The organism is Spiractinospora alimapuensis (assembly GCF_018437505.1).
Taxonomy (GTDB): Bacteria; Actinomycetota; Actinomycetes; order Streptosporangiales; family Streptosporangiaceae; genus Spiractinospora; species Spiractinospora alimapuensis.
The window spans coordinates 1,159,328-1,182,941 of the sequence record NZ_CP072467.1; the positions used below are offsets into that span (position 1 = coordinate 1,159,328).

24 protein-coding genes and 1 riboswitch are annotated in these 23,614 nt (G+C 70.0%); of the genes, 10 read left to right on the plus strand and 14 right to left on the minus strand.

Annotated features, from left to right (window positions below; translation table 11 throughout):
* Window positions 1–101 precede the first annotated feature (101 nt).
* Together J4H86_RS05355 and pyrR are read right to left on the minus strand one after the other, a co-directional pair.
* Entirely contained in the window at window positions 102–1,037 is a 936-nt protein-coding gene (locus J4H86_RS05355; protein ID WP_236542394.1) for an aspartate carbamoyltransferase catalytic subunit, read from the minus strand.
* On the minus strand, window positions 1,034–1,669 hold the full coding sequence (gene pyrR, locus J4H86_RS05360) for a bifunctional pyr operon transcriptional regulator/uracil phosphoribosyltransferase PyrR (RefSeq protein WP_236543915.1): 636 nt from the start codon (window positions 1,667–1,669) through the stop codon (window positions 1,034–1,036). The genes J4H86_RS05355 and pyrR overlap by 4 nt, the downstream gene beginning before the upstream one ends.
* A 582-nt stretch (window positions 1,670–2,251) precedes the next feature.
* Here pyrR and bldD point away from each other — a divergent pair.
* Window positions 2,252–2,746 (plus strand): transcriptional regulator BldD, encoded by a 495-nt coding sequence (bldD, locus tag J4H86_RS05365; RefSeq protein ID WP_236542395.1) that lies wholly within the window; start codon window positions 2,252–2,254, stop codon window positions 2,744–2,746.
* A gap of 185 nt (window positions 2,747–2,931) precedes the next feature.
* On the opposite strand, the gene J4H86_RS05370 is transcribed toward bldD, so the two are convergent.
* Window positions 2,932–3,384 (minus strand): SAV_6107 family HEPN domain-containing protein, encoded by a 453-nt coding sequence (locus J4H86_RS05370; protein ID WP_236542396.1) that lies wholly within the window; start codon window positions 3,382–3,384, stop codon window positions 2,932–2,934.
* A 279-nt stretch (window positions 3,385–3,663) separates the two neighbouring features.
* On the opposite strand from J4H86_RS05370, the gene J4H86_RS05375 reads away from it, so the two are divergent.
* Window positions 3,664–4,242: a GNAT family N-acetyltransferase gene (locus tag J4H86_RS05375; RefSeq protein ID WP_236542397.1), complete on the plus strand. Its 579-nt coding sequence runs from the start codon at window positions 3,664–3,666 to the stop codon at window positions 4,240–4,242.
* Between the two features lie 111 nt (window positions 4,243–4,353).
* Here the strand turns inward: J4H86_RS05375 and metF are convergent, their stop codons facing one another.
* On the minus strand, window positions 4,354–5,316 hold the full coding sequence (metF, locus tag J4H86_RS05380) for a methylenetetrahydrofolate reductase [NAD(P)H] (protein ID WP_236542398.1): 963 nt from the start codon (window positions 5,314–5,316) through the stop codon (window positions 4,354–4,356).
* Between the two features lie 107 nt (window positions 5,317–5,423).
* Between metF and J4H86_RS05385 the strand changes: the two genes are divergently transcribed.
* The 3 genes from J4H86_RS05385 (at window position 5,424) to J4H86_RS05395 (ending at window position 8,585) form a co-directional block, all read left to right on the plus strand.
* Entirely contained in the window at window positions 5,424–6,512 is a 1,089-nt protein-coding gene (locus tag J4H86_RS05385) for a polyprenyl synthetase family protein (protein WP_236542399.1), read from the plus strand.
* A gap of 68 nt (window positions 6,513–6,580) precedes the next feature.
* On the plus strand, window positions 6,581–7,471 hold the full coding sequence (locus tag J4H86_RS05390; protein ID WP_236542400.1) for an SDR family oxidoreductase: 891 nt from the start codon (window positions 6,581–6,583) through the stop codon (window positions 7,469–7,471).
* Between the two features lie 142 nt (window positions 7,472–7,613).
* On the plus strand, window positions 7,614–8,585 hold the full coding sequence (locus J4H86_RS05395) for a zinc-binding dehydrogenase (RefSeq protein ID WP_236542401.1): 972 nt from the start codon (window positions 7,614–7,616) through the stop codon (window positions 8,583–8,585).
* Between the two features lie 110 nt (window positions 8,586–8,695).
* On the opposite strand, the gene thiE is transcribed toward J4H86_RS05395, so the two are convergent.
* Window positions 8,696–9,367 carry a thiamine phosphate synthase gene (gene thiE, locus J4H86_RS05400; RefSeq protein ID WP_236542402.1) on the minus strand — a complete coding sequence of 224 codons (672 nt, stop codon included), beginning with the start codon at window positions 9,365–9,367 and terminating at the stop codon, window positions 8,696–8,698.
* Window positions 9,368–9,435: 68 nt separating this feature from the next.
* Window positions 9,436–9,795 carry an Rv2175c family DNA-binding protein gene (locus J4H86_RS05405; protein WP_236542403.1) on the minus strand — a complete coding sequence of 120 codons (360 nt, stop codon included), beginning with the start codon at window positions 9,793–9,795 and terminating at the stop codon, window positions 9,436–9,438.
* Window positions 9,796–9,914: 119 nt separating this feature from the next.
* Window positions 9,915–10,028, plus strand: a riboswitch (TPP riboswitch).
* Here J4H86_RS05405 and thiO point away from each other — a divergent pair.
* The 3 genes from thiO to J4H86_RS05420 all read left to right on the plus strand — a co-directional run bounded on the left by thiO (window position 10,023) and on the right by J4H86_RS05420 (window position 12,260).
* Complete coding sequence (gene thiO / locus J4H86_RS05410) at window positions 10,023–11,201, plus strand: glycine oxidase ThiO (protein ID WP_236542404.1); 1,179 nt, start codon at window positions 10,023–10,025, stop codon at window positions 11,199–11,201. It overlaps the preceding riboswitch by 6 nt.
* Before the next feature lie 41 nt (window positions 11,202–11,242).
* The gene (gene thiS / locus J4H86_RS05415) at window positions 11,243–11,443 is read left to right on the plus strand and encodes a sulfur carrier protein ThiS (RefSeq protein WP_236542405.1); all 201 of its coding nucleotides are present in this window, start codon (window positions 11,243–11,245) and stop codon (window positions 11,441–11,443) included.
* Between the two features lie 7 nt (window positions 11,444–11,450).
* Entirely contained in the window at window positions 11,451–12,260 is an 810-nt protein-coding gene (locus J4H86_RS05420) for a thiazole synthase (protein ID WP_269134532.1), read from the plus strand.
* A gap of 490 nt (window positions 12,261–12,750) precedes the next feature.
* On the opposite strand, the gene J4H86_RS05425 is transcribed toward J4H86_RS05420, so the two are convergent.
* The 5 genes from J4H86_RS05425 to J4H86_RS05445 form a co-directional block, all read right to left on the minus strand.
* Window positions 12,751–14,226 carry a sodium:solute symporter family transporter gene (locus tag J4H86_RS05425; protein ID WP_236542406.1) on the minus strand — a complete coding sequence of 492 codons (1,476 nt, stop codon included), beginning with the start codon at window positions 14,224–14,226 and terminating at the stop codon, window positions 12,751–12,753.
* On the minus strand, window positions 14,223–14,510 hold the full coding sequence (locus J4H86_RS05430; protein WP_236542407.1) for a hypothetical protein: 288 nt from the start codon (window positions 14,508–14,510) through the stop codon (window positions 14,223–14,225). Before J4H86_RS05430 ends, J4H86_RS05425 begins: the two co-directional genes overlap by 4 nt.
* Window positions 14,511–14,548: 38 nt before the next feature.
* A complete protein-coding gene (locus J4H86_RS05435; protein WP_236542408.1) occupies window positions 14,549–15,274 on the minus strand; it encodes a LytR/AlgR family response regulator transcription factor in 726 nt (241 codons plus the stop codon).
* 122 nt (window positions 15,275–15,396) lie between these two features.
* Window positions 15,397–16,569 (minus strand): sensor histidine kinase, encoded by a 1,173-nt coding sequence (locus tag J4H86_RS05440; protein WP_236542409.1) that lies wholly within the window; start codon window positions 16,567–16,569, stop codon window positions 15,397–15,399.
* A 91-nt stretch (window positions 16,570–16,660) separates the two neighbouring features.
* Complete coding sequence (locus tag J4H86_RS05445) at window positions 16,661–17,287, minus strand: molybdopterin-dependent oxidoreductase (protein WP_236542410.1); 627 nt, start codon at window positions 17,285–17,287, stop codon at window positions 16,661–16,663.
* A gap of 309 nt (window positions 17,288–17,596) precedes the next feature.
* Between J4H86_RS05445 and aroF the strand changes: the two genes are divergently transcribed.
* Window positions 17,597–18,646 (plus strand): 3-deoxy-7-phosphoheptulonate synthase, encoded by a 1,050-nt coding sequence (aroF, locus tag J4H86_RS05450; RefSeq protein WP_236543917.1) that lies wholly within the window; start codon window positions 17,597–17,599, stop codon window positions 18,644–18,646.
* A 48-nt stretch (window positions 18,647–18,694) separates the two neighbouring features.
* Here the strand turns inward: aroF and thiI are convergent, their stop codons facing one another.
* From thiI to J4H86_RS05465, 3 genes are all read right to left on the minus strand, one after another.
* Window positions 18,695–19,978, minus strand: coding sequence for a tRNA uracil 4-sulfurtransferase ThiI (thiI, locus tag J4H86_RS05455; protein WP_236542411.1), 1,284 nt, complete (start codon window positions 19,976–19,978; stop codon window positions 18,695–18,697).
* A gap of 150 nt (window positions 19,979–20,128) precedes the next feature.
* Window positions 20,129–21,157: a 6-phosphofructokinase gene (locus tag J4H86_RS05460; RefSeq protein WP_236542412.1), complete on the minus strand. Its 1,029-nt coding sequence runs from the start codon at window positions 21,155–21,157 to the stop codon at window positions 20,129–20,131.
* 108 nt (window positions 21,158–21,265) lie between these two features.
* Complete coding sequence (locus J4H86_RS05465) at window positions 21,266–22,069, minus strand: lysophospholipid acyltransferase family protein (RefSeq protein ID WP_236542413.1); 804 nt, start codon at window positions 22,067–22,069, stop codon at window positions 21,266–21,268.
* A gap of 376 nt (window positions 22,070–22,445) precedes the next feature.
* Between J4H86_RS05465 and J4H86_RS05470 the strand changes: the two genes are divergently transcribed.
* Entirely contained in the window at window positions 22,446–23,321 is an 876-nt protein-coding gene (locus J4H86_RS05470; RefSeq protein WP_236542414.1) for a hypothetical protein, read from the plus strand.
* Window positions 23,322–23,614 lie beyond the last annotated feature (293 nt).

Below are 23,614 nucleotides of genomic sequence, written 5' to 3' on the forward strand. Positions count from 1 at the left end.
GGTGTTTCCGTCTCCTTCGGAGGACGCGGTATCCCGGCGTCCCGGTCCTGGTCGGTTCTGGCGTGTGTGCTCTGGTGTGGCCCCTGGTCGTCGCGTGGCGCTCACGGCGTGCCCCCTTCGCCCGCAGAGCCCCCCAAAAGGAGGTACAGCACGGCCATGCGCACGCTGACACCGTTGGTGACCTGGTCGGTGATGGTGGATCGTGCGCTGTCGGCGATGCGCGCGGAGATCTCCATCCCGCGAATCATGGGACCCGGGTGCATGACGATGGCGTGGTCGGCCAGCCGGGTGAGGCGCTCGTCGTCGAGGCCGTAGCGGCGGCTGTACTCCCGCGCGGTGGGGAAGAAGGCGTCGTCCATCCGCTCGGACTGGACGCGCAGCATCATCACCACGTCGGACTTCGGCAGGACCTCGTCGAGGTCGTAGGAGACGGCGCAGGGCCAGCTCGCCACGGTCCCGGGGAGCAGAGTGGGCGGCGCCACGACGGTGACCTCGACCCCCAACGTCGCGAGGAGGAAGACGTTGGAGCGCGCGACCCTGCTGTGCAGGATGTCGCCGACGATCGCGACCCGGACTCCCTCCAGCCGGCCGAGGCGCTCGCGGATGGTATACGCGTCCAGCAGCGCCTGGGTGGGGTGTTCGTGTGTGCCGTCCCCCGCGTTGACGACGCACCCTTGGGCCCAGGTCGCCAGCCGGCGCGCGGCGCCGGACGCCGCGTGGCGGATCACGATCCCGTCGGCGCCCATCGCCTGCAGGGTGAGCGCGGTGTCCTTGAGGCTCTCGCCCTTGGACACGCTGGAGCCCTTCGCCGAGAAGTTGATGACGTCGGCGGACAGCCGTTTGGCGGCCAGCTCGAAGGACGTGCGGGTTCGGGTGGAGTCCTCGAAGAAGAGGTTGACGACGGTGAGGCCGCGCAGGGTCGGCAGCTTCTTCACCGACCGGTCACCGACACGGGCCATCTCCGAGGCGGTGTCGAGGATGCCCAGGGCCTCCTCCCGGGAGAGGTCTCCGGTGGACAACAGGTGGGGCGTGGTCACTCCTCCACCTCCCGCGCGCCGGAGTCCTTCGCGCCACGCGCCAGGTCGCCCGAAGCGACACCCGGTGTGTCCGGGCTCGTTCCGGGGGCGTCGGTGGTGTCGGCGCCGCGGCGCGGGGCCGGGCCGATGAGGACGGCGTCGTGTCCGTCGAGCTCGGCGAGCTGGACCGTGACCGTCTCGCGTAGCGACGTCGGCAGGTTCTTGCCGACGTAGTCCGCGCGGATCGGGAGTTCGCGGTGTCCACGGTCGACAAGGGCCGCCAACTGCACGGCGCGCGGCCGGCCAAGGTCGTGCAGCGCGTCGAGGGCGGCGCGGACGGTGCGGCCGGAGAAGAGGACGTCGTCGACCAGGACGACGAGACGGCCGTCGACACCCTCCGGCGGGATCCTGGTGGGGCCCACCGCACGGACGGGGGCGAGCCGGAGGTCGTCGCGGTACATCGTGATGTCGAGTGATCCCCAGGGAACGGTTCGTCCCTCCACCGCCTCGATTCTCGCGGCCAGGCGTTCCGCGAGCGGGACTCCGCGCGTGGGAATGCCGAGAAGGGTCACGTCGTGGCCCCCCTTGGTGCGTTCGAGGATTTCGTGGGCGACTCTGGTGAGCGCGCGGGTAATCTCGGGTCCTTCGAGCACGGCACGGGCCGGGGCGGCGTCGCCGGCGGATCGTGGTGACGATCCGTCACTGGCTGGGTGACGTCGCGTGGGCGTATCAGCGCACACGGATGGGACCTCCTTCTCCGCCTCTCGGGACGGCTCGTTAAAGGATGTCAGCGCGTTCACGTTACCAGCGGTTTCGGCAGGACCCAGCGGTCGCGGACGCAGGGCAGCCAAGATCACACGATCGGCTGTGACCCTGCTCACATTGCGGTATCCTTGCACTGTGTCGTTGACAGCGTTCGAGGCGTGGCATTCGCGACCAGAGCCGGCCGCGAGTTGGCCGCGAAAGCCTTGCCATGCAAGGCTTTACATCATCCATACACCGGTGTATCAACGCCCGTTTTGACGGCCTTCGGCCCGGATTTCACTTACGCACAGTTTGGCTACTGATTGATCGCGTTTTAACCGAACCGCTTGACCTGGCGGACGCACCGTTTTACGGTCACTGTCCGTAACCACAATGCATGAGCCGGCGGGGACCGACCGGGGAGGACAGAGCCCATCCCGTCCGCACATGCCCCGCAACCATCGATAATCCCCGGCCAGGAGCGACGAGAAATGCCATCGGAATACGCGAAATCGTTGGGAGCGCGCCTGCGCGCTATTCGTACTCAGCAGGGCCTCTCCCTGCACGGAGTGGAGGAGAAGTCGCACGGTCGCTGGAAGGCCGTCGTCGTCGGGTCCTACGAACGCGGCGACCGCGCCGTCACCGTGCAGAAGCTCGCCGAGTTGGCCGACTTCTACGGCGTCCCGCTCTCGGAGCTCCTTCCGGGTGGCGCGGCACCGACCCCCATGGGGCCGACCCCGAAGCTGGTCATCGACCTCGAGCGGATGCAGCAGCTCCCCCAGGAGAAGGCCGGACCGCTGGCACGGTACATCGCCACCATCCAGAGCCAGCGCGGCGACTACAACGGACGCGTGCTCTCGATCCGCCAGGAGGACCTGCGCTCCCTGGCCGTCATCTACGACCGCTCCCCCGCCGACCTCACCGAGGAGCTCATCACCTGGGGTGTCCTCGACCCCGAGGCCCGGCGGGCCGTGGACTCCTTCTGACCTCCCACAACCGCCTCGTCGATCGCTTCGGCTGAGGATCGGACCGTACCGCGGGTGGTGACACCGCGGCCGGGGGACGCGTGTTTTCCCCCGGATCACCCCCCGGCCCGGGAACGGCGAGGCACGATCCCGGGCCACCCCCCAGCCCGGGCCCGCCGTGTCCCCGCGGCCCGCGACGCGACCGGTCACAGGACCTGATCCCCCACATGGCGATGGACGGCGGCCACGAACGACTCCGCGGCCCGCAACAACGCGGTGACCTCCCCCGCCTCGACCTCGGCGGCGAGATTGACCTCGATCGCCGCCCTGCGCTCCGCGCTCGCCAGGAACACCCCCACCCACGGCGTGAGTTCCGGCGCGAGCCGCGGGAGCTGCTCCCAGACACTGCGCGGCCTGGCCCGACCGCTCCCCCGCTCGGCCCTACGCTGCTCCACCATGGCCGCCGCGGCCCGCAACGCCGCCATGTGGGCGTCGATGTAGCGCACGCGAGGATCGTGCCCCTCGCGCGCCTCGGACAGGTGGCGCGCGGACGCGGCCAACCAACGCCGCGCGGCGGGAACCAGACCGCTCGACGCGCAGGATCGGACGGTGGACTCGGGGGGCGGCGCGGTCGACGCGCGGGTCGTTGAGGGGGCCATGGGTCGAACCAGACCTCTCCGTGCGGGCCCGGGCCGGGGGGCGAGCGGCTTCCCCTCCGCCCGACCCCCTGTGGGTCCCGCAACCAACGCCACACGACCCACGTACCCGCGGCTTGTGTCACATCCATCGAGCGTCCTGCCCGACGGTTCCAGTTGACGTCATCGAACACGTGTACGTCAAGTGGCAGTGGTTCCCGCTCTATAGACTCACTCCATGGACGCCTACCCGCGGCCGCGGCGGTGGACGCCGCGCGTCGCGCCGCAGCGATCGGTCCTCGATTGACCACCGAGGACGTCTCGGTGACCCCGATCGGGGCGACCGCCTTCACCTGGGCCGCGCCGCGGTTACTCACCGTGTACGAGGCCGCGATGGCCCCTCCTCCCGACCAGCTCCCCGCGCGGGAGGCGGTCATGCGCCATCACGCGACCCTGGCGGGCTTCCACGCCGTCGTCGCCCACGAGCCCGGTTCGCCGGACGCCTCCGACGCCGTGGCCTTCGCCTACGGTTTTCCCGGCCGTCCCGGACAGTGGTGGCACGACATCGTCACCGCCGAGGTCGCCCAGCGTGATCCGGCGGCGCTGCGTCCCTGGTTCGGTTCCGTCTTCGAGATCGCCGAGGTCCACGTACGACCGGAGTGGCAGGGGCGGGGGCTGGGCCGGTCGATGCTGAGCCGCCTCACGACCAGCCGCACGGAGGCCACCGCGGCGTTGTCGACACGTCCGGGCCCCACGCCGGCGCGCCGGCTGTACCACTCATTCGGCTTCGTCGACCTGCTGCCCCGCTTCTTCTTCCCTGGGGCGCCCGACCAGCCGTTCGCCGTCATGGTGTCGCGGCTGCCGCTGCGCTCCACGTCCTAAGGCGCGGGGGCGGCCAGGCGCGACGTCCCTCGAACAGTGGTGCCGTGTCACCGACGGGGGTGACACGGCACTCCTTTCGGCGTCCCTCTCCTGACGCCGGGGCCCTAGGCTTTAGCCCCGCAGCCGACGGTAGATCTCCCGCGTCGCCGGGGAGGTGTTGAAGGTGATGAAGTGGATGCCCGGTGCGCCCTCGCGCAGCAGGCGCTCGCACATCGCGGTCGCGTGGTCGATGCCGAGCTCACGCACCGCGTCCGGGTCGTCGGCCACCCGCTCGAACTCCTCGGCCAGCTTGGGTGGGAACGGAGCCCCGGACAGCTTCTCGGACATGGCGATCGTCGAGAACTTCGTGACGGGCATGACCTCGGGGATGATCGGCGTCTCGCAGCCACGAGCGGCCGTTCGGTCACGGAGCCGTAGGTAGTCCTCAGCGTCGAAGAACATCTGGGTGATCGCGTAGTCGGCACCCGCCCGGCACTTGCGCACCAGGTAGTCGGCGTCGACCTCGGCGTCGGCGGACCTGGGATGCTTGTGTGGGAAGGCGGCCACCCCCACACAGAAGTCTCCGACGCTACGCAGCAGATGAACGAGTTCCTCCGCGTACTCCAGGCCCTCGGGGTGTTTCACCCACTCACCGAGCGGATCGCCCGGAGGGTCCCCACGAAGGGCGAGGATGTTGCGCACTCCCACCGAGGCGAACCGGCCGATCAGGTGGCGCAGTTCGCTCACGGAGTGGTTCACCGCCGTCAGGTGGGCCACCGGAAGCAGTGATGTGTCGGCGGCCACCCCCTCGGTGATCGCGACCGTGCGGTCGCGTGTCCCGCCGCCCGCTCCGTAGGTCACGGAGATGAACGAGGGGCGCAGCGCCTCGATCTCCCGGATGACCCGCCAGAGCTTGCGCTCGCCCTCCTCCGTCTTGGGAGGAAAGAACTCGAAGGAGAAGGTCGGCTGACCCTCCTTCAACAGATCGCGGATGTTGCGTGGCCTCTCCACCAGCTCCTCCGCGGTCAGGGTGCCGCCTGGTTCGATCCGTGTGTTCCGTGTGTGACGTTGTGTTGGTTCGATTGAGCCAAGCATGCTGTCAACCATAGGCCACGGCGACACACCGCCCCGGAGGTGGCCCGCGACCCCCTGTCCTGGCGACCCGCCGCTTAACAGCCCAAACCCCCCGATAACCTGGAGCGGTGACCGCGACCCATCCTGACTCACGTGACCCAGTAGCGCCGGTACGCCCCGGTGTCGACGAAGCTCTCACCGCGTTCGTCGCGCGACGCAGGACGGAGCTTGAGGAGATCGGCTCCGAACTCACACCGGTGCTCGACGCGCTCAACGCGCTGCTGTCGGGTGGCAAGCGGATCCGCCCCGTGTTCTGCTATTGGGGCTGGCGCGGCGTGGGTGGAGAGCACACACCGGCCATCCTGGAGGCCGCGGGCGCGCTGGAGCTGTTGCAGGCGTGCGCCCTCATCCACGACGACGTGATCGACAACAGCGACACCCGCCGCGGGATGCCGGCGACCCACCACCGCCTCGGCTCGTTGCACCGGGACTCGGCGTGGAGCGGGGACAGCGCCGCGTTCGGGCGTGGGGCCGCGATCCTGCTCGGCGACCTGTGTCTGGCGTGGTGCGAGTCGATGTTCGCCGACAGCGGCCTCGGGGAGGCGGCGCTGCGGTCCGCGCGCCCCCAGTTCGACGCGATGCGCACCGAGGTCATGGCCGGGCAGTACCTGGACATGGTGGAGCAGGCGCGCGAGACGAACACCGTGGAGGGCGCGCTGCGCGTCATGCGCTACAAGGCCGCGAAGTACACCGTCGAGCGCCCCCTGCTCCTGGGGGCCGTCCTCGCGGGTGGGCAGTCCGACCTGGAGCGGGTGTACGCCACCTACGGCGCCACCATCGGTGTCGCGTTCCAGCTCCGCGACGACGTCCTGGGGGTCTTCGGTGACCCCGAGCGCACGGGGAAGCCCGCCGGAGACGACCTGCGGGAGGGCAAGCGCACGGTCCTGGTCGCCGAGACGATCGCCCGGGCCGCCGCCCCCGACAGCGCGCGGTTCCAGGACCTGCTCGGGGACCCCACGCTGTCAGCGGAGGACGTCGCCTGGATGCGCGACCTCATCGCTGGCTGCGGGGCCCTCGCCGCGTGCGAGGAACGAATCGGGGAGTACGCGGCGTCGGCGCGGACGGCGCTACGAGGGCCGCTGGCACAGTCCCTTCGCGACGAGGCCCGGGACGCCCTCGACCACCTGATCGACACCGCCACCACACGCACTTCCTAAACGTCCGGGTTTCTCCCGACCCGCGAGCCGGCTCCCCGAATTCGGGTAAGTACCCGAGAATGGGCCACATGGGTGAGTTCGAACTTGATTCAGGAGTCATCGGGGTCACGGGAGCGACCGGCGCCGTCGGGCAGCGTGTCGCGGCGAGCCTGGCGCGGCAGGGGCTACGCCAGCGCCTCATCATCCGTGACCTGAACCGGGCACCCGAGCTCCCCGGAACCGAGGCGGCCATGGCCTCCTATCTGGACTCCGCCACGTTCACCCGAGCCGCGCGGGACGTCCACACGCTGATGCTCGTGTCCGCGACCGAGGCCCCCGACCGCGTCGCCCAGCACCTGACCGCCGTGGACGCCGCGGTGGAGGCGGGCGTCCAACGCATCGTCTACCTGTCGTTCCTCAACGCGGCCGCCGACGCCACCTTCACCTTCGCGCGGGACCACTTCCACACCGAGCAGTACATCAAGGCGACCGGCGTGCGGTGGACGTTCCTGCGGCCCAGCCTCTACCTCGACGGGGTCCCCGGGTTCGTCGACGACTCCGGTGTGGTCCGCGGCCCCGCCGCAGGCGGTCGTACCGCCTGGGTGGCCCGCGAGGACGTCGCCGCGGCCGCGACCGCCGTCCTCACCGACGCGCAGAGCGGAGCCCACGACGGCCACACCTACGACCTCACGGGCCCGGAGGCCCTCACCCTGGGTGACACCGTGTCCCGGCTGTCGAGGCTCACCGGCAAGACCATCGCCTACGTCCCGGAGACCTGGGAGGAGGCCCTCGCCTCCCGACGGACCCTGAGCGATGAGGACTGGCGAATCCTCGGCTGGGCCAGCTCCTACGCCGCGATCGCCGCCGGAGAACTCGACACGGTGAGCCCCGCCGTCTCCGACCTCACCGGCCGCCCACCCCAATCCATCGAGGGTTTCCTTCGCCACCACCCCACCGCCCTGGCACACGTGGAAATCTGATCGAAGACAAGCCTCTCCCCGCATGCACCTCGTGCTCCGTGCGGGGGGTCTCACCGCTCTCAAGGCGACCGCGCCAAGCACTTGACTTCAAGTTTGGTTCAAGTATCAGAATCTCCGTATCGGAATCGAAGCGGAGGACACTATGCGCGCGGTACAAGCGATCCGGTTCGGCGGCCCGGAGGTCCTGGTCGCCACAGAGCTTCCGGAACCCGACCCGGGACCCGGCGAAGTGGTCGTGGCGGTAGAGGCCGCCAACGTGATCTACCTGGACACCCTGATACGGTCCGGCTCCGCCCAGGACTTCTTCCCTGTCGAGCCACCATACGTGCCCGGGGGGAGTGTCGTGGGGCGGGTCGCCGAGATCGGCGCGGGAGTCGACCCGTCCTGGAAGGGCACCCTCGTGCTCACCCGAACGGACAACGGCGGGTACGCCGAGCGGGTCGTGGTCCCCGAGGCAGGACTGCTCACGGTGCCCCCCGAGCTGAACCCCCAGTACGCCTTGGCGCTGTTGGTCGACGGCGCCACGGCGATGAGCCTGCGGCGGGCGGCGCGGTTCCGCCGCAACGACAGTGTGCTGGTCCTGGCCGCCGCCGGTGGTGCGGCCAATCTTGTCGTGCAGCTCGCCCGCCTCGCGGGGGCGCGGGTGATCGGCGCGGCGTCCAGCCCGAACAAGCGGGAACTGGCCCGGTCCCTGGGCGCGGAGGAGACCGTGGACTACACCGCAGCGGACTGGGTAGACCGGGTCCGTTCCCTCAACGGTGGCGCCGGGGTCGACGTGGTGATCGACGGAGCGGGCGCGGAACTGGGCTCGGCCGCCTTCCCACTGGTGGTCGACGGAGGTCGCTTCGTCAGTTACGGAACCGCCGGGGGTGACTTCGCCGAGGTCGACGCGCAGGAGGCCGCTCGGCGCGGCATCACCGCCCTGGGGCTGTACGACATCCAGGCCCAGGAGGAGCTGGGAATGGGCGACCTGGCCCGACTTGCCCTGGAGGAGGCCCGAAATGGGCGGATCCACCCGCACATCGGGTCGACTCTGCCCCTGGAGCGGGCAGCGGAAGCCCACCGGGACCTGGCCGACCGGCGAGTCGTCGGCAAGGTGCTGCTGGTGCCCTGACACCGTTGCCCCGAGAACGCGCCGAGCGGGGGTCACCAGTGGACCCCCGTTAAGTCGATGCCCCCACGCATCGCCGGGGCCATCGCTCGTACGCGTAGCTGGTGCGCCGACTAACCTGCCGCGTCGTCCCGCGTGCGATCGGACAGGCGGCGGGCGAACTCCGCGGCGGCGGCTCCGGGGTCCGGCGCCTCGGTGATCGCGCGGACCACGACGACGCGGCGGGCGCCCGCGTCGAGGACCTGGTCGAGGTTGTCGAGGTCGATGCCGCCGATGGCGAACCACGGGCGGGTGGTGTTCAGCGTGGCGGCGTGGGAGACGAGGTCGAGGCCGGCCGCGCGTCGGCCCGGTTTGGTGGGGGTGGACCAGACGGGGCCGGCACAGAAGTAGTCCACGGCGTCCTGCTCGGCCGCCGCGGAGGTCAGGTCGGGGGCGTTGGTGGAGCGCCCGATGATCATGTCCGGGCCGACGATGTCGCGGGCGCTCGGCACCGGGAGGTCACGCTGCCCCAGATGGAGGATGTCCGGCCGGACCGCGTGCGCGACGTCCGCACGGTCGTTCACCGCCAGCAGCGCGCTGTGGGCCGCGCAGGCGCGCGCGAACACCTCCAGCGCGGCCAGCTCCTCCACGACGTCCAGGGACCTGTCCCGGAGCTGGACGATGTCGACCCCGGCCGCTAGCACGGTGTCGAGGAACTCGGGCAGGTCACCTTGGTCCCTGCGCGCGTCGGTGCAGAGGTACAACGAGGCACGGCGCAGGCGTTCGCGTGGAGGAGTAGTGGTCACGCCCCCAGGATAGGACGCGGTGGGCCAGCCGCCGCCGCGCGGTCACACCACGCGCCGGTCCCCCGGGGCTAGATGGCCAGGGCCTGGGCGCGGCGCCGGATCTCGGTCCCGCGGTCCTTCGTCAGGGCCTCGATCGGCGTGCCGGGGAGAGTGTCGTCGGCGGTGAAGAGCCACCGCAACGCCTCGCTCTCGGTGAACCCGGCGTCGGCGAGGACGGTGAGCGTACCCGCGAGACCTTTGAGCACCTCGCCGTCGACGATGAAGGCGGCGGGGATCGTGATGGTGCCCCCCTGACGAATCCCCGTCAGCTTGTTGTCCCGCACGAGCTGCTTCACGCGGTTGGGGCTGGTCGACAGGGCCTTGGCGGCGTCGTTCAGGGTGAGCCACTCACCGATGAGCGTCTCGGTGTCATGATCGATCTGTGTCACGTCCCCACTCTTCCACATTCCGGGCCTCCCTACACCTGCCGGAAGCGCCAAAGCCCGCCTCCCGTGGGTGGCACTCCGCATAGTCCCGCCGTTCGACCGACCACCTACGATGGAGGGCGGAACGGACCCGCGGGAGCCGGGCGGAACTCGGCTGAGAGGGAGACTCCACGGTCTCCGACCGCATGAACCTGATCCGGATCATCCCGGCGAAGGAAGTGGTGAACGCGATGACACGAGGCACGACCCCGAACGCGGCGGAGTCGTCGCACCCCGAACCGGAACCCGTCGACACCCTGGTGGTCGGCGCCGGACTGCCCGGACTGGTCACCGCCTGGTTCCGCGCCCGGTCGGGCGCCACGGTCGTGGTCGTCGACGATCACGCACCGAGAGCAGCGTCCCCGGTGGCGGCCGGAATGCTCACGCCCGCCTCGGAGGCGACCTTCGGCGAGGACGCTCTGATGCGCCTGGCCATGCTGTCCCGGGACCGGTTCCTGGACTTCGTCCACGAACTGGAACAAGAGAGCGGGGAGAACGTCGCACACCACCCCGGAGGCACACTCCAGGTCGCGTTCGACACCGACGACCTCGCGGTGCTGACGCGCCTGTTGGAGCTACACGAACGGCTCGGTGTCAAGACCGAACGTCTCACCAGCCGTGAGTGTCGACGACTGGAGCCGATGCTGGCGACCAGCATCCGGGGTGGGATCTTCGCCCCGGAGGACGACTCGGTGGACCCCCGGCGGCTCGCCAAGGCCCTGCGCGTGGCGGCGGAGCGACGTGGGGTCGAGTTCGTCACCGGCCACGCCGCACGATTGGCCGTGTCCGACGGGCGGTGCCACGGCGCCGACCTGGACGACGGACGGGAACTCCGCGCCGCCGCCACCGTGGTGGCCGCCGGGGCGTGGACGTCCTTGCTCGACGGAGTGCCGGCGGACGTGCCGCGGGTCCGCCCGGTCAAGGGCCAGCTCCTGCGGCTGCGTCTCCCGAAGGGCGGAGAGCCACTGGTGACGCGCACGGTGCGTGGACTCGTCCGCGGCACGCCCGTCTACGCGGTCCCCCGGAAGGACGGCGAGGTCGTACTGGGAGCCACCCAAGAGGAGCGGGGGTTCGACGGCGAGGCCACGGCGGGCGGACTGTGGCAGGTACTCCGGGACGGACACGATCTCCTGCCCGGGTTGAGTGAGCTCGACGTCGTGGAGGTCAACGTGGGCATGCGCCCCGCCACGGCGGACAACGCGCCACTTCTGGGCCCCACCCGCGTTCCCGGGCTGTTCCTCGCGACCGGCCACCACAGACACGGGGTGCTCCTCTGTCCGGTGACCGGCGACGTCCTCTCCCACGCCCTGGAGCACGGCCACGTCCCCGACTACGCCGCGGAGTTCGCCGCCACCCGTCACATCGGGTAGGTCGCGCCCACGGAGCGGCCACGACAACGGAGGAAGCACGTATGCGTGTACAGATCAACGGAGCGGAGCACGAGTGGCCCGCGACCACCACGGTGGCGCAGGTCGTGCGTTCGCTGACCGAGGCGTCGTCGGGGATCGCCGTCGCGCTGAACGACACGGTGGTCCCCCGCGCGCAGTGGGAGAACACCGAGTTGAACGAACACGACCGCGTCGACGTCTTGACCGCGGTGCAGGGAGGTTGACGCACCAATGCCCACAACCGCAGCTCCGGAGCAGCCGGACACGGCCGCGGACACATCCGTGGACACGCTGCGCGTCGGGGACGTCGAGTTCTCCTCGCGCCTCATCATGGGGACCGGTGGGGCTCCGAACCTCAGCGTTCTGGGTGAGGCCCTGCGTGCCTCGGAGACCGAGCTGACCACGGTGGCCATGCGCCGGGTGGATCCGGCGACGACAGGTTCGGTGCTGGACGTCCTGCGTGAGCTGGACATCCAGGTCCTGCCCAACACCGCGGGGTGTTTCACCGCGGTCGACGCGATCCGGACCGCGCGGCTGGCCCGTGAGGCCCTGGAGACGAACTGGGTCAAGCTCGAGGTCATCGCGGACGAACACACCCTGCTGCCGGACCCGGTGGAGCTTTTGGACGCCGCCGAACGTCTCGTCGACGACGGGTTCGTGGTCATGGCCTACACCAACGACGACCCGATCATCGCCCGCAGGCTCGAGCAACTGGGCTGCGCGGCGGTCATGCCGTTGGGGTCCCCGATCGGCTCCGGTCTGGGCATCCGCAATCCCCACAACATCGAACTGATCGTGGAGCAGGCCCAGGTTCCGGTCGTTCTCGACGCCGGCATCGGCACGGCGAGCGAGGCGGCCCTGGCGATGGAACTGGGGTGCGACGCCGTGTTGCTCGCCAGCGCCGTCACGCGGGCACAGGAACCGCGCCGTATGGCGTCGGCGATGCGTGACGCCGTTCGGGCCGGCCGGCAGGCGCGACTGGCGGGTCGGATTCCCGCCCGTCGATACGCCTGGGCTTCGTCGCCGCCCGTCGAGGACTGACGCCCGCCAGGAGAGTCGGTGTTCGTCGGCGCGCGGGACGGCGCCGAACGGCCGGGTCGACGCCTGCTGGGCGACGTGCTCCGATGCGGACACGGTCGCTGCCCGCGTCGGAGCACGTTCCTCGCCCCCCAGACCACCGAATCGCGGGAGTCGTCGTCCCAACCGCCCGGCCGCCCCCACTCGAGGTGTCAACCAGGACACGGACCAGCGACGTGGATTCCCCTCCCACTCCCGCGTACTGCGTTGCGGGACTCCTGACGCCGGAGCGTCGGTCGAACGTCCCAGCCACGATCGCGGCGGTCTGGGATCAACTCTAGGCGCACCGCCAAAGTGGAGCCCGGAGTTGGAGCCCTGGATCGGTGAACGGCTCTGGAGCGTCGGTGGGCGGCGTCGTGTACGACGGACGGGGTGGGATCGTCGACGAACGGTCATCACCCGGCCCCGTCGGGGGCCCTTCCCCACACGATGGCCCGTCCGGCGCGCCGCGGCCTCAGTCCGGGCCGCGCGTCTCCCGCACCCCGCCGTGCAGGGTGGCGAGCGCCGCCGGAGCGGAGTTGGGCAGGTTCCTCCGCCACGCGAGTGACAGCCCGACGGCCACCAGGACGACCACAGGCAGCGTGGTGAGGCCCGGGTAGACGGTCAGGGCGCGGAACGCCTGGAGTACCGGTGGGTCCCACAGCGTCACCGTGGCCGTGATTCCCACCAGCAACAGGCCGACGATCATCGCCGCGCCGGCCCCGATGGGGGTCAGGCCGCGCCACCACACCCCCAACAGCAGGACGGGCGCGAGCGTGAACGCGCAGACGTGGAATCCGGCGAGTACGAGCACGAGGATGTCGACGTGCCGCAGCGCCGGAACCCCCCAGATCAGCAGCGGTGGCATCAGGACGGCGCAGGTGGCGCCGGTGCTGTACAGGCGCATCCCGCCGCCGGTCAGACACTGCGAGACGTGACTGCCGACCGCCGACGACACGGCGACGACGACCGCGACCGTCGACACCGCCGCGACCACCAGCAGCACCGCGGTCAACGTCTGGCCGAGGCCTCCTGGCGCCACCCACAGGGGCACCAGGAACATCACCATCGACGTCGTCTCGCCCCACCGCTGCGAAGGGGACGGGGCGAAGGAGTGGGCCAACACCGCGAAGGCGAACGGTAGGACGAGCATGCTCGCGATGAGGGCGAAGGTGACCGTGACCGAGTCACGCGCGGTGGTCGCGTCCCGCGTCCCGTAGTAGCGGAACACGAAGAGCGGCAGCCCGACGACACCGAAGAGTAGCGTCATGGCGATGGAGTAGTGCTCGAGCATGGTGCCACTGGGGATGGCCAACGACTCCCACTCTGCGGAACCGCGCGCGGCGCTCGTCGGTGCGTCGGAGGTCACCGACAGGCCGAGCAGCGACAGCGCGGGGATGGTGAACCCCAGGAACTTCAACCAGAAGCTCAGTGACTGGAAGCCCGCCCCCGCACCCGGACGTCCGGAGCGCAGGATAACGAAGGTGACGGCGGACAGCGCGATCCAGGCGTAGTGCGCGGGCCAGTCAGTGGCCGCCTCAACGACGTCCCCGACGAACCGGAACTGTGCCGTCAGCAGGCACAGGCAGAAGGCGACCACGCAACAGGTGACGATACGTCGCACCTTCCGCGACTCAAGCCGCCACTCCACGAAGTCGGCGAGGCTGAAGGCGCGGCTGCGGCGCAGCGGGCCGGCGACCAGGACCGCGTAGAGCACGAAGCCGACGCCCACGGCGACCACGAGCCACAGGGCGTGCAGACCGTGGGAGTACACGACCGCGGTGAGAACGGCGATCGCCACCGCGCACACATTCTCCCCACACACGGCGGCGGCCGTCGTGACGGACGACACCGCGCGTGGTCCACCGCGTGTTCCGCGTCGCCGGGCCAGGACGGACACCGCCAACACCAACCACACGGCGCCCAGGGCTCCGAGGACACCAAGATTCACGGTCGCGTCGTCGCCACCCATCGATTGTGGGCGAGCAGCAGCGCGACCCCCACGGCGGGGACGAGCCCCACACTGAGACCGACCCACAGTCCGGAGTAGGACGGAACCACCGAGGATACGACGTCGCCCAGGACGGGAGCCACGAACGGCAGGGCGAGGCCGGTGAGGAGGGTGAGGAAGGTGATGGGCATGGCACGGGTGAAGGCACGCGCCACCAGGGACCGCGCGGATCGTTCCCGCCGGTGGACGGACCGTTCGGGTCGACGCGCGCCGGCGGAGGTCACGCGGACCCTACCTTCCCTCAACTCCGGCACCTGACGGCTCACCCCTCCTCGGCTCGGTACAGCAACCGCTCCCGCACTTCACGCGTCTGTCTGCGACTGACCTGCAGAACCTCTTCACCGACGCGGACACTGGCGCGCGTCCCGTCGATCCGGAGCTCGGAGACGTGGCGCGTGGCGACCAGGAGGCTGCGGTGGACGCGCACGAACCCCGCGCCGGTCCACTCACGTTCCAGCGTGCTCAGTGTGCTCCGGATGAGGAAGCCCCCCTCCGCTGTGCGTAGCCGCACGTAGTCCCCTCGCGCCTCGGCGTACCAGATCTCCTGACGCGGGATGAACCGGATCCGTCCCGCGAGCTCCACCGCCACCCGCGGCTGGTCGTCCGCCGGGGCGAGGGTATCGGCGATGCGGTCGAGTGTCCGCGTCAGTCGCGCCTCCTCCAATGGCTTCAGGAGATAGTCAACCGCGTGGAGCTCGAACGCGGCAACCGCGAAGTCCTCGTGCGCCGTGACGAAGACGACCGCGGGTGGGGAGGGCAGGTTGTTGATGAATCGGGCGAGATCGACGCCGCTGGGGCCCGGCATTCGTATGTCGAGGAAGAGGACGTCGAAGCGGTGCCCGGTGGACACCGTGTCGCCGACCAGTCGCATCGCGTTGGTCGCGTCGCCCGCCATCGCGACGGAGTCCACCCGGGGGTCTCGCCGGAGCAGGTAGACCATTTCCTCAAGCGCGGGAACCTCGTCATCCACCGCGAGGACACGGATCATGGACCGAGCATGGCGACCCGGCAGGGCCGGCGCAACCGGTTCGGAGCCCTAAAGCCCAAACTCGGCGATCCTGGGCCCACCAACCACCCGAATCGCCACGCGACGCTGGTTCGACCGACGCATTATTCGACGACGGCGGGCAGGAACTTCGGAATCCGAAGCCGCACCTTCGTTCCGGCGCCCACTCCCGTCTCCACGATCAGGCCGTAGGTGTCCCCGAACATACTGCGCAGACGCGCGTCCACGTTGCCCAGCCCGATGCCGTGCCCCGAGGGGACCTCCCCGGCCAGAATGTCGCCCACCTGCGCCGGCGCCATCCCCACGCCGTCGTCCTCGACACTGAGATGCGCCTCCGCCCCCGCGTCGCGGGCCGTCACGATGACGTGGCCGGCGTCCGCGCGTCCCTCCATGCCGTGCCGAATCGCGTTCTCCACCAACGGCTGCAGGCACAGGAACGGAACCTGTGCGCTGAGGATCTCCGGCGCGATCCGCATCGTGCACTGGAGCCGCTCGCCGAACCGGGCCCGCTCCAGCGCGAGGTAGCGGTCGATGGAGCGGAGTTCCTCGTCCAGGGTGGTGAGCTGGCGAGTGCCGCGGAACGCGTAGCGGGCGAACCCGGCGAAGTCCAACAACAGGCGACGCGCCCGCTCGGGGTCGGTGCGCACGAACGAGGCGATGGTGGTCAGACAGTTGTAGATGAAGTGTGGTGAGATCTGGCTGCGGAGGGCCCGTAGTTCGGCCTCGGCCAACCGGGTGCGCGCCCGGTCCAGCTCGGCCAGTTCCATCTGCTGCGACGCCCACCGCGCCACCTCGCTCAGCGCACGCGCCATCTGGTTGGAGGGCCCGGGGCCCAACGCGAGGATCGCTCCGGACATCTGGCGCTCGGTCACCACGGGGGCCACGACCGCGGTTCTCACCTCACAGCGCGGGTTGCCGCAGCCGATGTGGTCCACGACGCAGGTCCGTCGGTTCCGTAACGCCGGCTCGATCCACTCGGCGACCTCCGCGGAGTGTTCGGACCCCACCCCGGACCAGGCGAGCACGTCCCGTTCGTCGGTGACGGCCACGGCCGTCGCCCCGAGCACGTCGTGCAGATGGCGGGCGACCCTGCGGGCGGTCTCCTGGCGCAGGCCGTCGCGGAACGCGGGCGACACCAGCTCCAAGGCGTGCAGCACCGCGAACGTACGTTCCGCGTCACTGCGGTTGCGCGCCCGACGCAGCAGGACCGAACACCAGACGAGCGCCACGACGCAGGCCAGTGTGCTGAACGCGAGAAACCCCGTTAAGTACTGCATCCGGCAAAGCTAACGGCCCCACCCGACAAATGTGGCGGAACCACGGACCTGGCCCCCGCCGACCTCCCTCGGGCGCCCGCCACGGGAGAGCTCACGGTTCGCGGGCCGACGGCGGTTCGCTCGGTTCCTCCTGGTAGGCGTAGCGCTGTTCCGACCAGGGGTCGGCACGATTGTGATAACCCCGTTCCTCCCAGAACCCGCGGCGATCCGCGCGCAGGTACTCGATCTCCCGCACCCACTTCACGCTCTTGTAGCCATAGAGGTGGGGAACGACGAGCCGCAGCGGGTGGCCGTGTTCAGGCTCGAGACGGTGCGCCCCCCGGTGCGTCGCCAGGAGGGTGGTGTCGGCCAGGAAGTCCACCATCCGCAGGTTCGCGCTGTACCCGTACTCCCCCCACACCATGACGTGGGTGGCCTCGCCGTCGGGTGGACAGAGGTCGACGATGGTCGCCACTGACACCCCCGACCAGTCCACCGCGGGAACCGTGAGACGGGTCACGCAATGGAAGTCGGCGACCAGGCCGACGCGGGGCAAGGAGTCCACGTCGTCCCAGGACAGCCGAACATCGCCGTCACCAGTGCTGCCGTGGATCCGCAGGTCCCACCTCTGGGGGCGAAACGTGGGCACGGGTCCGTAGTGCAGTGCCCCCCAGTCCTGGGCGACGACCTGCCCGGGCGGGAGCGATGCCTGCGCCTGTCTCCTCGTGTCCGCCGCCATGGGCCAATCCTGCCACCACCGTGACACGCCCACCGAACCCCCCACCGTCAATCCCGAACCGCCCACGCCTCCGGGGTTCCCGGGGGCCGCAGCCGAGGGACGGTCCCGTGGCGTTGCGGATTTGACGGCGGGATGCGCTATAGTCCGTAACCATGCACCGCAACTTCTGGTTCTTTTATGGCTACCGGCCCTTGGCTTGGACGGTCGCCGCCAGACGCTTGCGCTGACAGACGACATCGAAGAGCCCCGGGCCGTTGGCCCGGGGCTCTTTTGCGTTCACGCAAGACCCAACAGGAACAGGACAGCGACATGGTCATCGTCATGGCTCCCGAGGCCACATCCTCCGACATCGACGCGGTGACGGATCTCGTCACCGCGGCCGGTGGCGAGGCGTTCGTCAGCCGCGGCGTGCGGCGGACGATCATCGGTCTGGTCGGGGATGCGGCGGAGTTCGCCTCCCTGGACCTGAGGGCCAAGCCGGGCGTGAGTGACGTCCTGCGGATCACCGCGCCTTACAAGCTGGTCAGCCGGGAGAACCAGCCGCAGCGGTCCGTGGTCGAGGTCGCGGGGGTGCCGATCGGTGGGGACGCCGTGACGCTGCTGGGCGGTCCGTGCGCGGTGGAGACCCCGCAACAGACCCTCGAGGCCGCGCGCATGGCCCAGTCGGCGGGCGCGGCCGTACTGCGCGGAGGTGCCTTCAAGCCTCGGACGTCGCCCTACGCCTTCCAGGGCCTGGGTGAGGCGGGCCTGGAGATCCTGGCCGAGGTCCGCGCCACGACCGGGATGCCCATCGTGACGGAGGTCGTCGACGTGCGCGACGTCGACTTGGTCGCCTCCTACGCCGACATGCTGCAGGTGGGCACGCGCAACATGCAGAACTTCGCGCTGTTGCAGGCCGTGGGTGAGGCGGGGAAGCCCGTACTTCTCAAGCGCGGCATGAGCGCCACCATCGAGGAGTGGCTGATGGCCGCGGAGTACATCGCGCAGCGCGGCAACCTCGACATCGTGCTCTGTGAACGCGGCATCCGGACCTACGAGAAGGCGACCCGCAACACCTTGGACATCAGCGCCGTCCCGGTGGCGCAGAGCCTGACCCACCTGCCGGTGATCGTGGACCCGTCCCACTCGGGGGGCAAGCGTGACCTGGTGCTCCCCCTGACCCGAGCGGCGCTGGCCGTGGGCGCCGACGGCGTGATCGTCGACGTGCACCCCACGCCGGAGACCGCGCTGTGCGACGGTCCGCAGGCGCTGGTCCCCGGGGACATGGAAGAACTGGGCGACGTGATGCGGACCCTGCCGGGCATCCTGGGACGCCGTCTGGTGCGCCCCGCGGATACCGTGGAGCCCGCCCTCGTGTGAACGCCCGAGGACCGTGACCACCGGGCCCCATCACGGGGCGGGGCCCGGTCAGGCGGGAGTGGGTTCGCTCGCCCGCTCCCCGGCGGGGGCCGCCTCGGCCGCCGCGAGGAAGCTGGGGCGATGGAGCTGGGCGGACGCGGCGAGCTGCTCCGCGACCTGGGGGGCGTCAAGACGACGTTCGATCTGGCGCAGGTCACTGACCTTGGCCGCCGTCTCCACCTGGCGCGGTGTCAGCAGGGTGCAGCAGTCCTCGTCAGGCAGTTCGGAGATCGCGAGCGTCTCGATGGCACGCGCCTGCTCCATGATCTCGGTCTTGTCCATCCCGACGAGCGGACGCAGGATAGGCAGGTCCACGGCGTCGTCCAGGGCGGTCATGTTGGTCAGGGTCTGGCTGGACACCTGCCCCAGCGCGTCACCGGTGACCAGACACTCCGCGCCCAGGCGTTCGGCGAGGGCCTCGGCGGTGGCCAACATGAGGCGGCGCTGGGCCACGATCTGCAGCCGGTCCGCGCCGGAGGTTTTGAGCTGCTGCTGGGCCTTGCCGAATGGCACCACGAACAGGCGCGAGGAAGACTGGTAGCGATCGAGCTGGCGTACCAGGCTGTAGGCCTTGTAGATGGACTCCGGCCCGGTGAACGGCATCCCGGAGAAGTGCAGGAAGTCGACCTTGAGTCCGCGGCGCATCATGCGGTGCGCGGCGACCGGCGAGTCGATCCCCCCCGACATCAGAACCAGGCCCCGCCCGCTCATCCCGACGGGCAGTCCGCCCTGGCCCGGAATTCCGTCGGTGTAGACGAACACCTCGTCGCGGTCGACCTCCACCGACAGGGTGTGGTCGGGGCGCTTCAACCGGACGGGGAGCTCGTGGACCCGCTGGATGCTGGCGCCGAGGTCCTGGGCGATCTCGGAGGAGGACAGAGGGAACCGCTTGTCGCGACGGCGGGCCCGGACCGCGAAGGTTCCCGAACGCCCACTCATGCTTTGGACGGCCACGTCGCGCACGGCCTCGAGGTCCTTGTCGACGCGGCGAACGAGGTGCACCCAGACGATGCCCATCACGCCGGCCATGCGTTGTGCGAGCTCGGCGACCTGGGCGTCGTCGGCCTCGGGGAGGCGCAGAACGATCACACCGGCGCCCCGCTGGTTCAGGCGCACGTCCCCGAGGCCACGGGCGGCCGCGCGGATGTTGTTGTGCAGGCGCCGTTCGAAGAGTTTCCGGTTGCTTCCCTTGAGGACGATCTCACCGAGCTTGAGCAGAACGCAGAGTTCGCCCAGCCCCGAGGGGACGACGGGCAGTGTCCGCGCCTCGACGGCCTCGGCCGTGGTGGACATGACGGACCTCCCGATGAGTCGTGGTGGATGGGCGGAATGCCCACCCACCAGTATCGGTGACGTTCGGGCCCGGTTCGACCGCGTGACCGTGACCGCGTGAAGTGACCGCGCGGCCGGACACGGTCACGTCGGCGAGAACCGGACCACGACTCAGCCGAAGAAGACCTCGGCCTCGGCGTAGCGCTCCGTGGGCACGGTCTTGAGCTTGTCGGTCGCGGCGGCGAGATCCACGCGCACGATCTCGGTGCCCTGCAGGGCGACCATCTTCCCGAAGTCCGCCTCCTTCACCGCGTCGATCGCGTGCACGCCCAGGCGGGTCGCGAGAACACGGTCGAACGCGGTCGGGGTCCCGCCCCGCTGCACGTGGCCGAGGACGACCGAACGCGCCTCCTTGTGGGTGCGACGCTCGATCTCGTCGGCGAGACTCTGGCCGATACCGCCCAGACGGACGTGACCGAAGGCGTCCTTCTCCCCCGTGGACAGCTCCATCTGACCGTCGATGGGGTGCGCGCCCTCGGCGACCACGAGTATCGGGGCGTAGCGCTTGGTGGCGAAACGGCTCTCCACGTGGGCGACGACCCGCTCGATGTCGAAGGGACGTTCGGGGATCAGGATGACGTTGGCACCGCCGGCCATCCCGGAGTGCAGCGCGATCCATCCCGCGTGGCGTCCCATGACCTCGACGATCAGCGCACGATGGTGTGACTCGGCCGTGGTGTGCAGCCGGTCGATGGCCTCGGTGGCGATGTTGACGGCGGTGTCGAAGCCGAAGGTGTAGTCCGTGGCGTTCAGGTCGTTGTCGATCGTCTTGGGAACGCCGACGACCGGGAGGCCCTGCTCCGTCAGTTGCCGCGCGACGCCGAGGGTGTCCTCACCACCGATGGCGACGAGCGCGTCCACCCCCAGTTCGGACAGGTTCTCCCGCACCCGGGCGACACCGTTGTCGATCTTCATTAGATTGGTGCGCGAGGAGCCGAGGATCGTGCCACCGCGAGGGAGGATCCCGCGCACCGCCTCGGTGTCCAGCGGCATCGTGTCGCCCTCGAGGGGACCACGCCAGCCGTCCCGGAATCCGACGAACTCGAATCCGTACTCGTTGATGCCCTTGCGGACCACCGCCCGGATGACGGCATTCAGCCCCGGGCAGTCCCCGCCACCGGTCAGGACCCCGACTCGCATGCGTGCACTCCTCGTATTGGACCAGACTTTGGTCTAGACCATAGCGGTCCGAGAGGTACCTGGCGAACGTTTGACCAACGTTCGGGCGAAGGCGGGATACCCGGTTTCTCAGTCCTCCGGCGTGTCGTCGGCCTTCTTGCGCCGCAGCCGCGGGAACCGGAACCGACGCTCACGCCGCTCGGTCTGTTCGGTCCTGCGTTCGGCGCGTTCGAGTGAGCGCTGCTCTCTGCGGGCCTTCTCCTGCTCCGCCTTCACCGACTGCGCGTACCGGTCGACGTACTCCTGTCCGGAGAGCTCCATCAGGGCGTACATGACCTCGTCGGTCACGGCCCGGAGTACCATCCGGTCGTTCTCCATGCCACGGTAACGGGAGAAATCCAGCGGTTCGCCGAACTTCACGATCGGGCGGATGCCCAGTTTCGGGACGGTCTTGCCCGGAGGCATGATCTTGTCGGCGTTGATCATCGCCATCGGGATCACCGGGACCTGGGCGGACAGGATCATGCGGGCGGCGCCGGTCTTGCCTCGGTAGAGGCGTCCGTCCGGCGAGCGGGTGCCCTCGGGGTAGATGCCCAGCAACTGTCCGCGGCTGAGCACCTTCAGCCCGCTACGCAGTGACGCCTCACTCGCGCGGCCGCCAGAGCGGTCGATCGGAAGCTGTCCCACCCCACTGAAGAACATGCGGGTGAAGAACCCCTTGACGCCCTTGCCGGTGAAGTAGTCGGACTTGGCCAGGAAGATGATCTTCCGTGGCAGCGGCAGGGGCCCGAAGAAGTGGTCGGCGAAGGACAGGTGGTTGCACACCATGATCGCCGGGCCGCGTCGCGGAACGTTCTCCACGCCCTCGGCGCGCGGTTGCCACAGCACCGCGAGCACCGGGCCCAGAATCGCCTTGACCACCCAATAGAACACGTGTCACCTCCGTGCGCGGAGGAGGTGCCGCCTCGACACGTTCACCTTCCCGCCACCCTCGACCGATCGCGGACATCTTCCCATCAGCGTCGTTGTCGAACCAATACGGGCCGGGACTTACCAGCGAGTAGTTCCCGGTGGGCCGCCCGGTCGCACCGCCGAAGCCCCTACGGTGAACCCGTGTTGGGCCCACCGTCGGCGTCTCGGGACCGCGACACTCCCGACGCTGTGGCGCGCGTCACGACAGACCCCGCCCGCTGTCGTCGCACGTCCGCCGAAGAATACCCCTGACTTCGCACCTTGTGCCCCGTAGGTCTCGAATATCCTCCGAGTAAGGTAAAACCGCACGCCTCCACCGCCGGGGGAAGGGACCCGCATGACCAACCGCCGGGGCAACGGACTACTCGCGGACTCCTACGCACCGCTGGCGGCCGTCTCCGCACGTCGGGCCGACCGACTCCTCGTCGCCCTGCGCGAGGCCGGAATCGCGGCCTACGCCCTGTCCGTGGCCGTGGACGAGGGCGACCTGCTCACCGACTCCGGTGAGGCGACCCTCCAACGTGACGAGGCGCCGGAGACCACCGCGGACCACGTCTACGTCGACGCCGAGGAACACACGCGCGCCGTCGACGTCCTCCGCCACGAGACCGACCCGCCCACCACCGCCGTCGACGACGGCTCAGGAGACGACACCGAGGCCTCACTGGACCCGAACGGACCGACTCCGGACGACGAACCGGCGGGGTCCGACCCCCAGGGGTCGAGGGAGCCCGGAACGGAGTGGGACGACCTCGTGGCCCGGTTCTACGAGGACGACCGCGACGGCGGCTCCTGGCCCGACGCGGAGAACGTCGGCGGTTCCGACAGAACGTCCGACGCCGCCGACCACGGCGGTCGGGCCACCGGGATCGCCGGGCTGGTGTTCGCGGACCGGATCCTGGGTTCGGGACCCAAGGACAACGACTCGGAGAAGGACACCCCCGACCAGGAGAACCCGGCCGACGAGGGACACTACGTTCCGCCCCCTCCCCCGCCCTTCCCCACCGGCACCCCGGCCGGCCGCCTCGCCTGGACAGGTGTCCTCGGCGGCCCCGCCCTGGTCCTGGTCATGGTCATGCTCGGCCGCTACGTGCCCGGCTGGCTGCTGTTCTGTGTCCTGGTCGGCTTCATCGTCGGAATGGTCGTCCTGATCATCCGGATGCCCGACCGCCCGCCCCGACGCTCCGACCCCGACGACGGCGCGATCACCTGAGGTGGTGGCACCACCGGCCCCGCGCCCGACCGACGCCGACCCTGACCCCACACGGCCATCGCTCCGGGGCCCGTTGAACAAGGTCGCAGCCGTGTCACTCCCCGTGCGACGTGAGGAGGGGCAGCGCGTCCTGAGTGAGTGTTCCTCGGCCACGTCCCTCGACCCGTCCGCCGTCCGGCCGGCCACCCGTACCTCGGCGTGGATCGCGCGGGACGACGTCGCCGGAAGCGCGCCCACGACCAAGGACGCCACCGGCCTGACTCACCGGTCACGGGGGCGTCCGCATCGGACGG

Coding starts and splice junctions, on each gene's coding strand:
- bldD (WP_236542395.1), top strand. CDS start 2,252: ATGCCATCGGAATACGCGAAATCGTTGGGAGCGCGCCTGCGCGCTATT.
- J4H86_RS05370 (WP_236542396.1), bottom strand. CDS start 3,384: ATGGCCCCCTCAACGACCCGCGCGTCGACCGCGCCGCCCCCCGAGTCC.
- metF (WP_236542398.1), bottom strand. CDS start 5,316: ATGCTTGGCTCAATCGAACCAACACAACGTCACACACGGAACACACGG.
- J4H86_RS05390 (WP_236542400.1), top strand. CDS start 6,581: ATGGGTGAGTTCGAACTTGATTCAGGAGTCATCGGGGTCACGGGAGCG.
- J4H86_RS05395 (WP_236542401.1), top strand. CDS start 7,614: ATGCGCGCGGTACAAGCGATCCGGTTCGGCGGCCCGGAGGTCCTGGTC.
- thiO (WP_236542404.1), top strand. CDS start 10,023: ATGACACGAGGCACGACCCCGAACGCGGCGGAGTCGTCGCACCCCGAA.
- thiS (WP_236542405.1), top strand. CDS start 11,243: ATGCGTGTACAGATCAACGGAGCGGAGCACGAGTGGCCCGCGACCACC.
- J4H86_RS05420 (WP_269134532.1), top strand. CDS start 11,451: ATGCCCACAACCGCAGCTCCGGAGCAGCCGGACACGGCCGCGGACACA.
- J4H86_RS05435 (WP_236542408.1), bottom strand. CDS start 15,274: ATGATCCGTGTCCTCGCGGTGGATGACGAGGTTCCCGCGCTTGAGGAA.
- J4H86_RS05440 (WP_236542409.1), bottom strand. CDS start 16,569: ATGCAGTACTTAACGGGGTTTCTCGCGTTCAGCACACTGGCCTGCGTC.
- J4H86_RS05445 (WP_236542410.1), bottom strand. CDS start 17,287: ATGGCGGCGGACACGAGGAGACAGGCGCAGGCATCGCTCCCGCCCGGG.
- aroF (WP_236543917.1), top strand. CDS start 17,597: ATGGTCATCGTCATGGCTCCCGAGGCCACATCCTCCGACATCGACGCG.
- thiI (WP_236542411.1), bottom strand. CDS start 19,978: ATGTCCACCACGGCCGAGGCCGTCGAGGCGCGGACACTGCCCGTCGTC.
- J4H86_RS05460 (WP_236542412.1), bottom strand. CDS start 21,157: ATGCGAGTCGGGGTCCTGACCGGTGGCGGGGACTGCCCGGGGCTGAAT.
- J4H86_RS05470 (WP_236542414.1), top strand. CDS start 22,446: ATGACCAACCGCCGGGGCAACGGACTACTCGCGGACTCCTACGCACCG.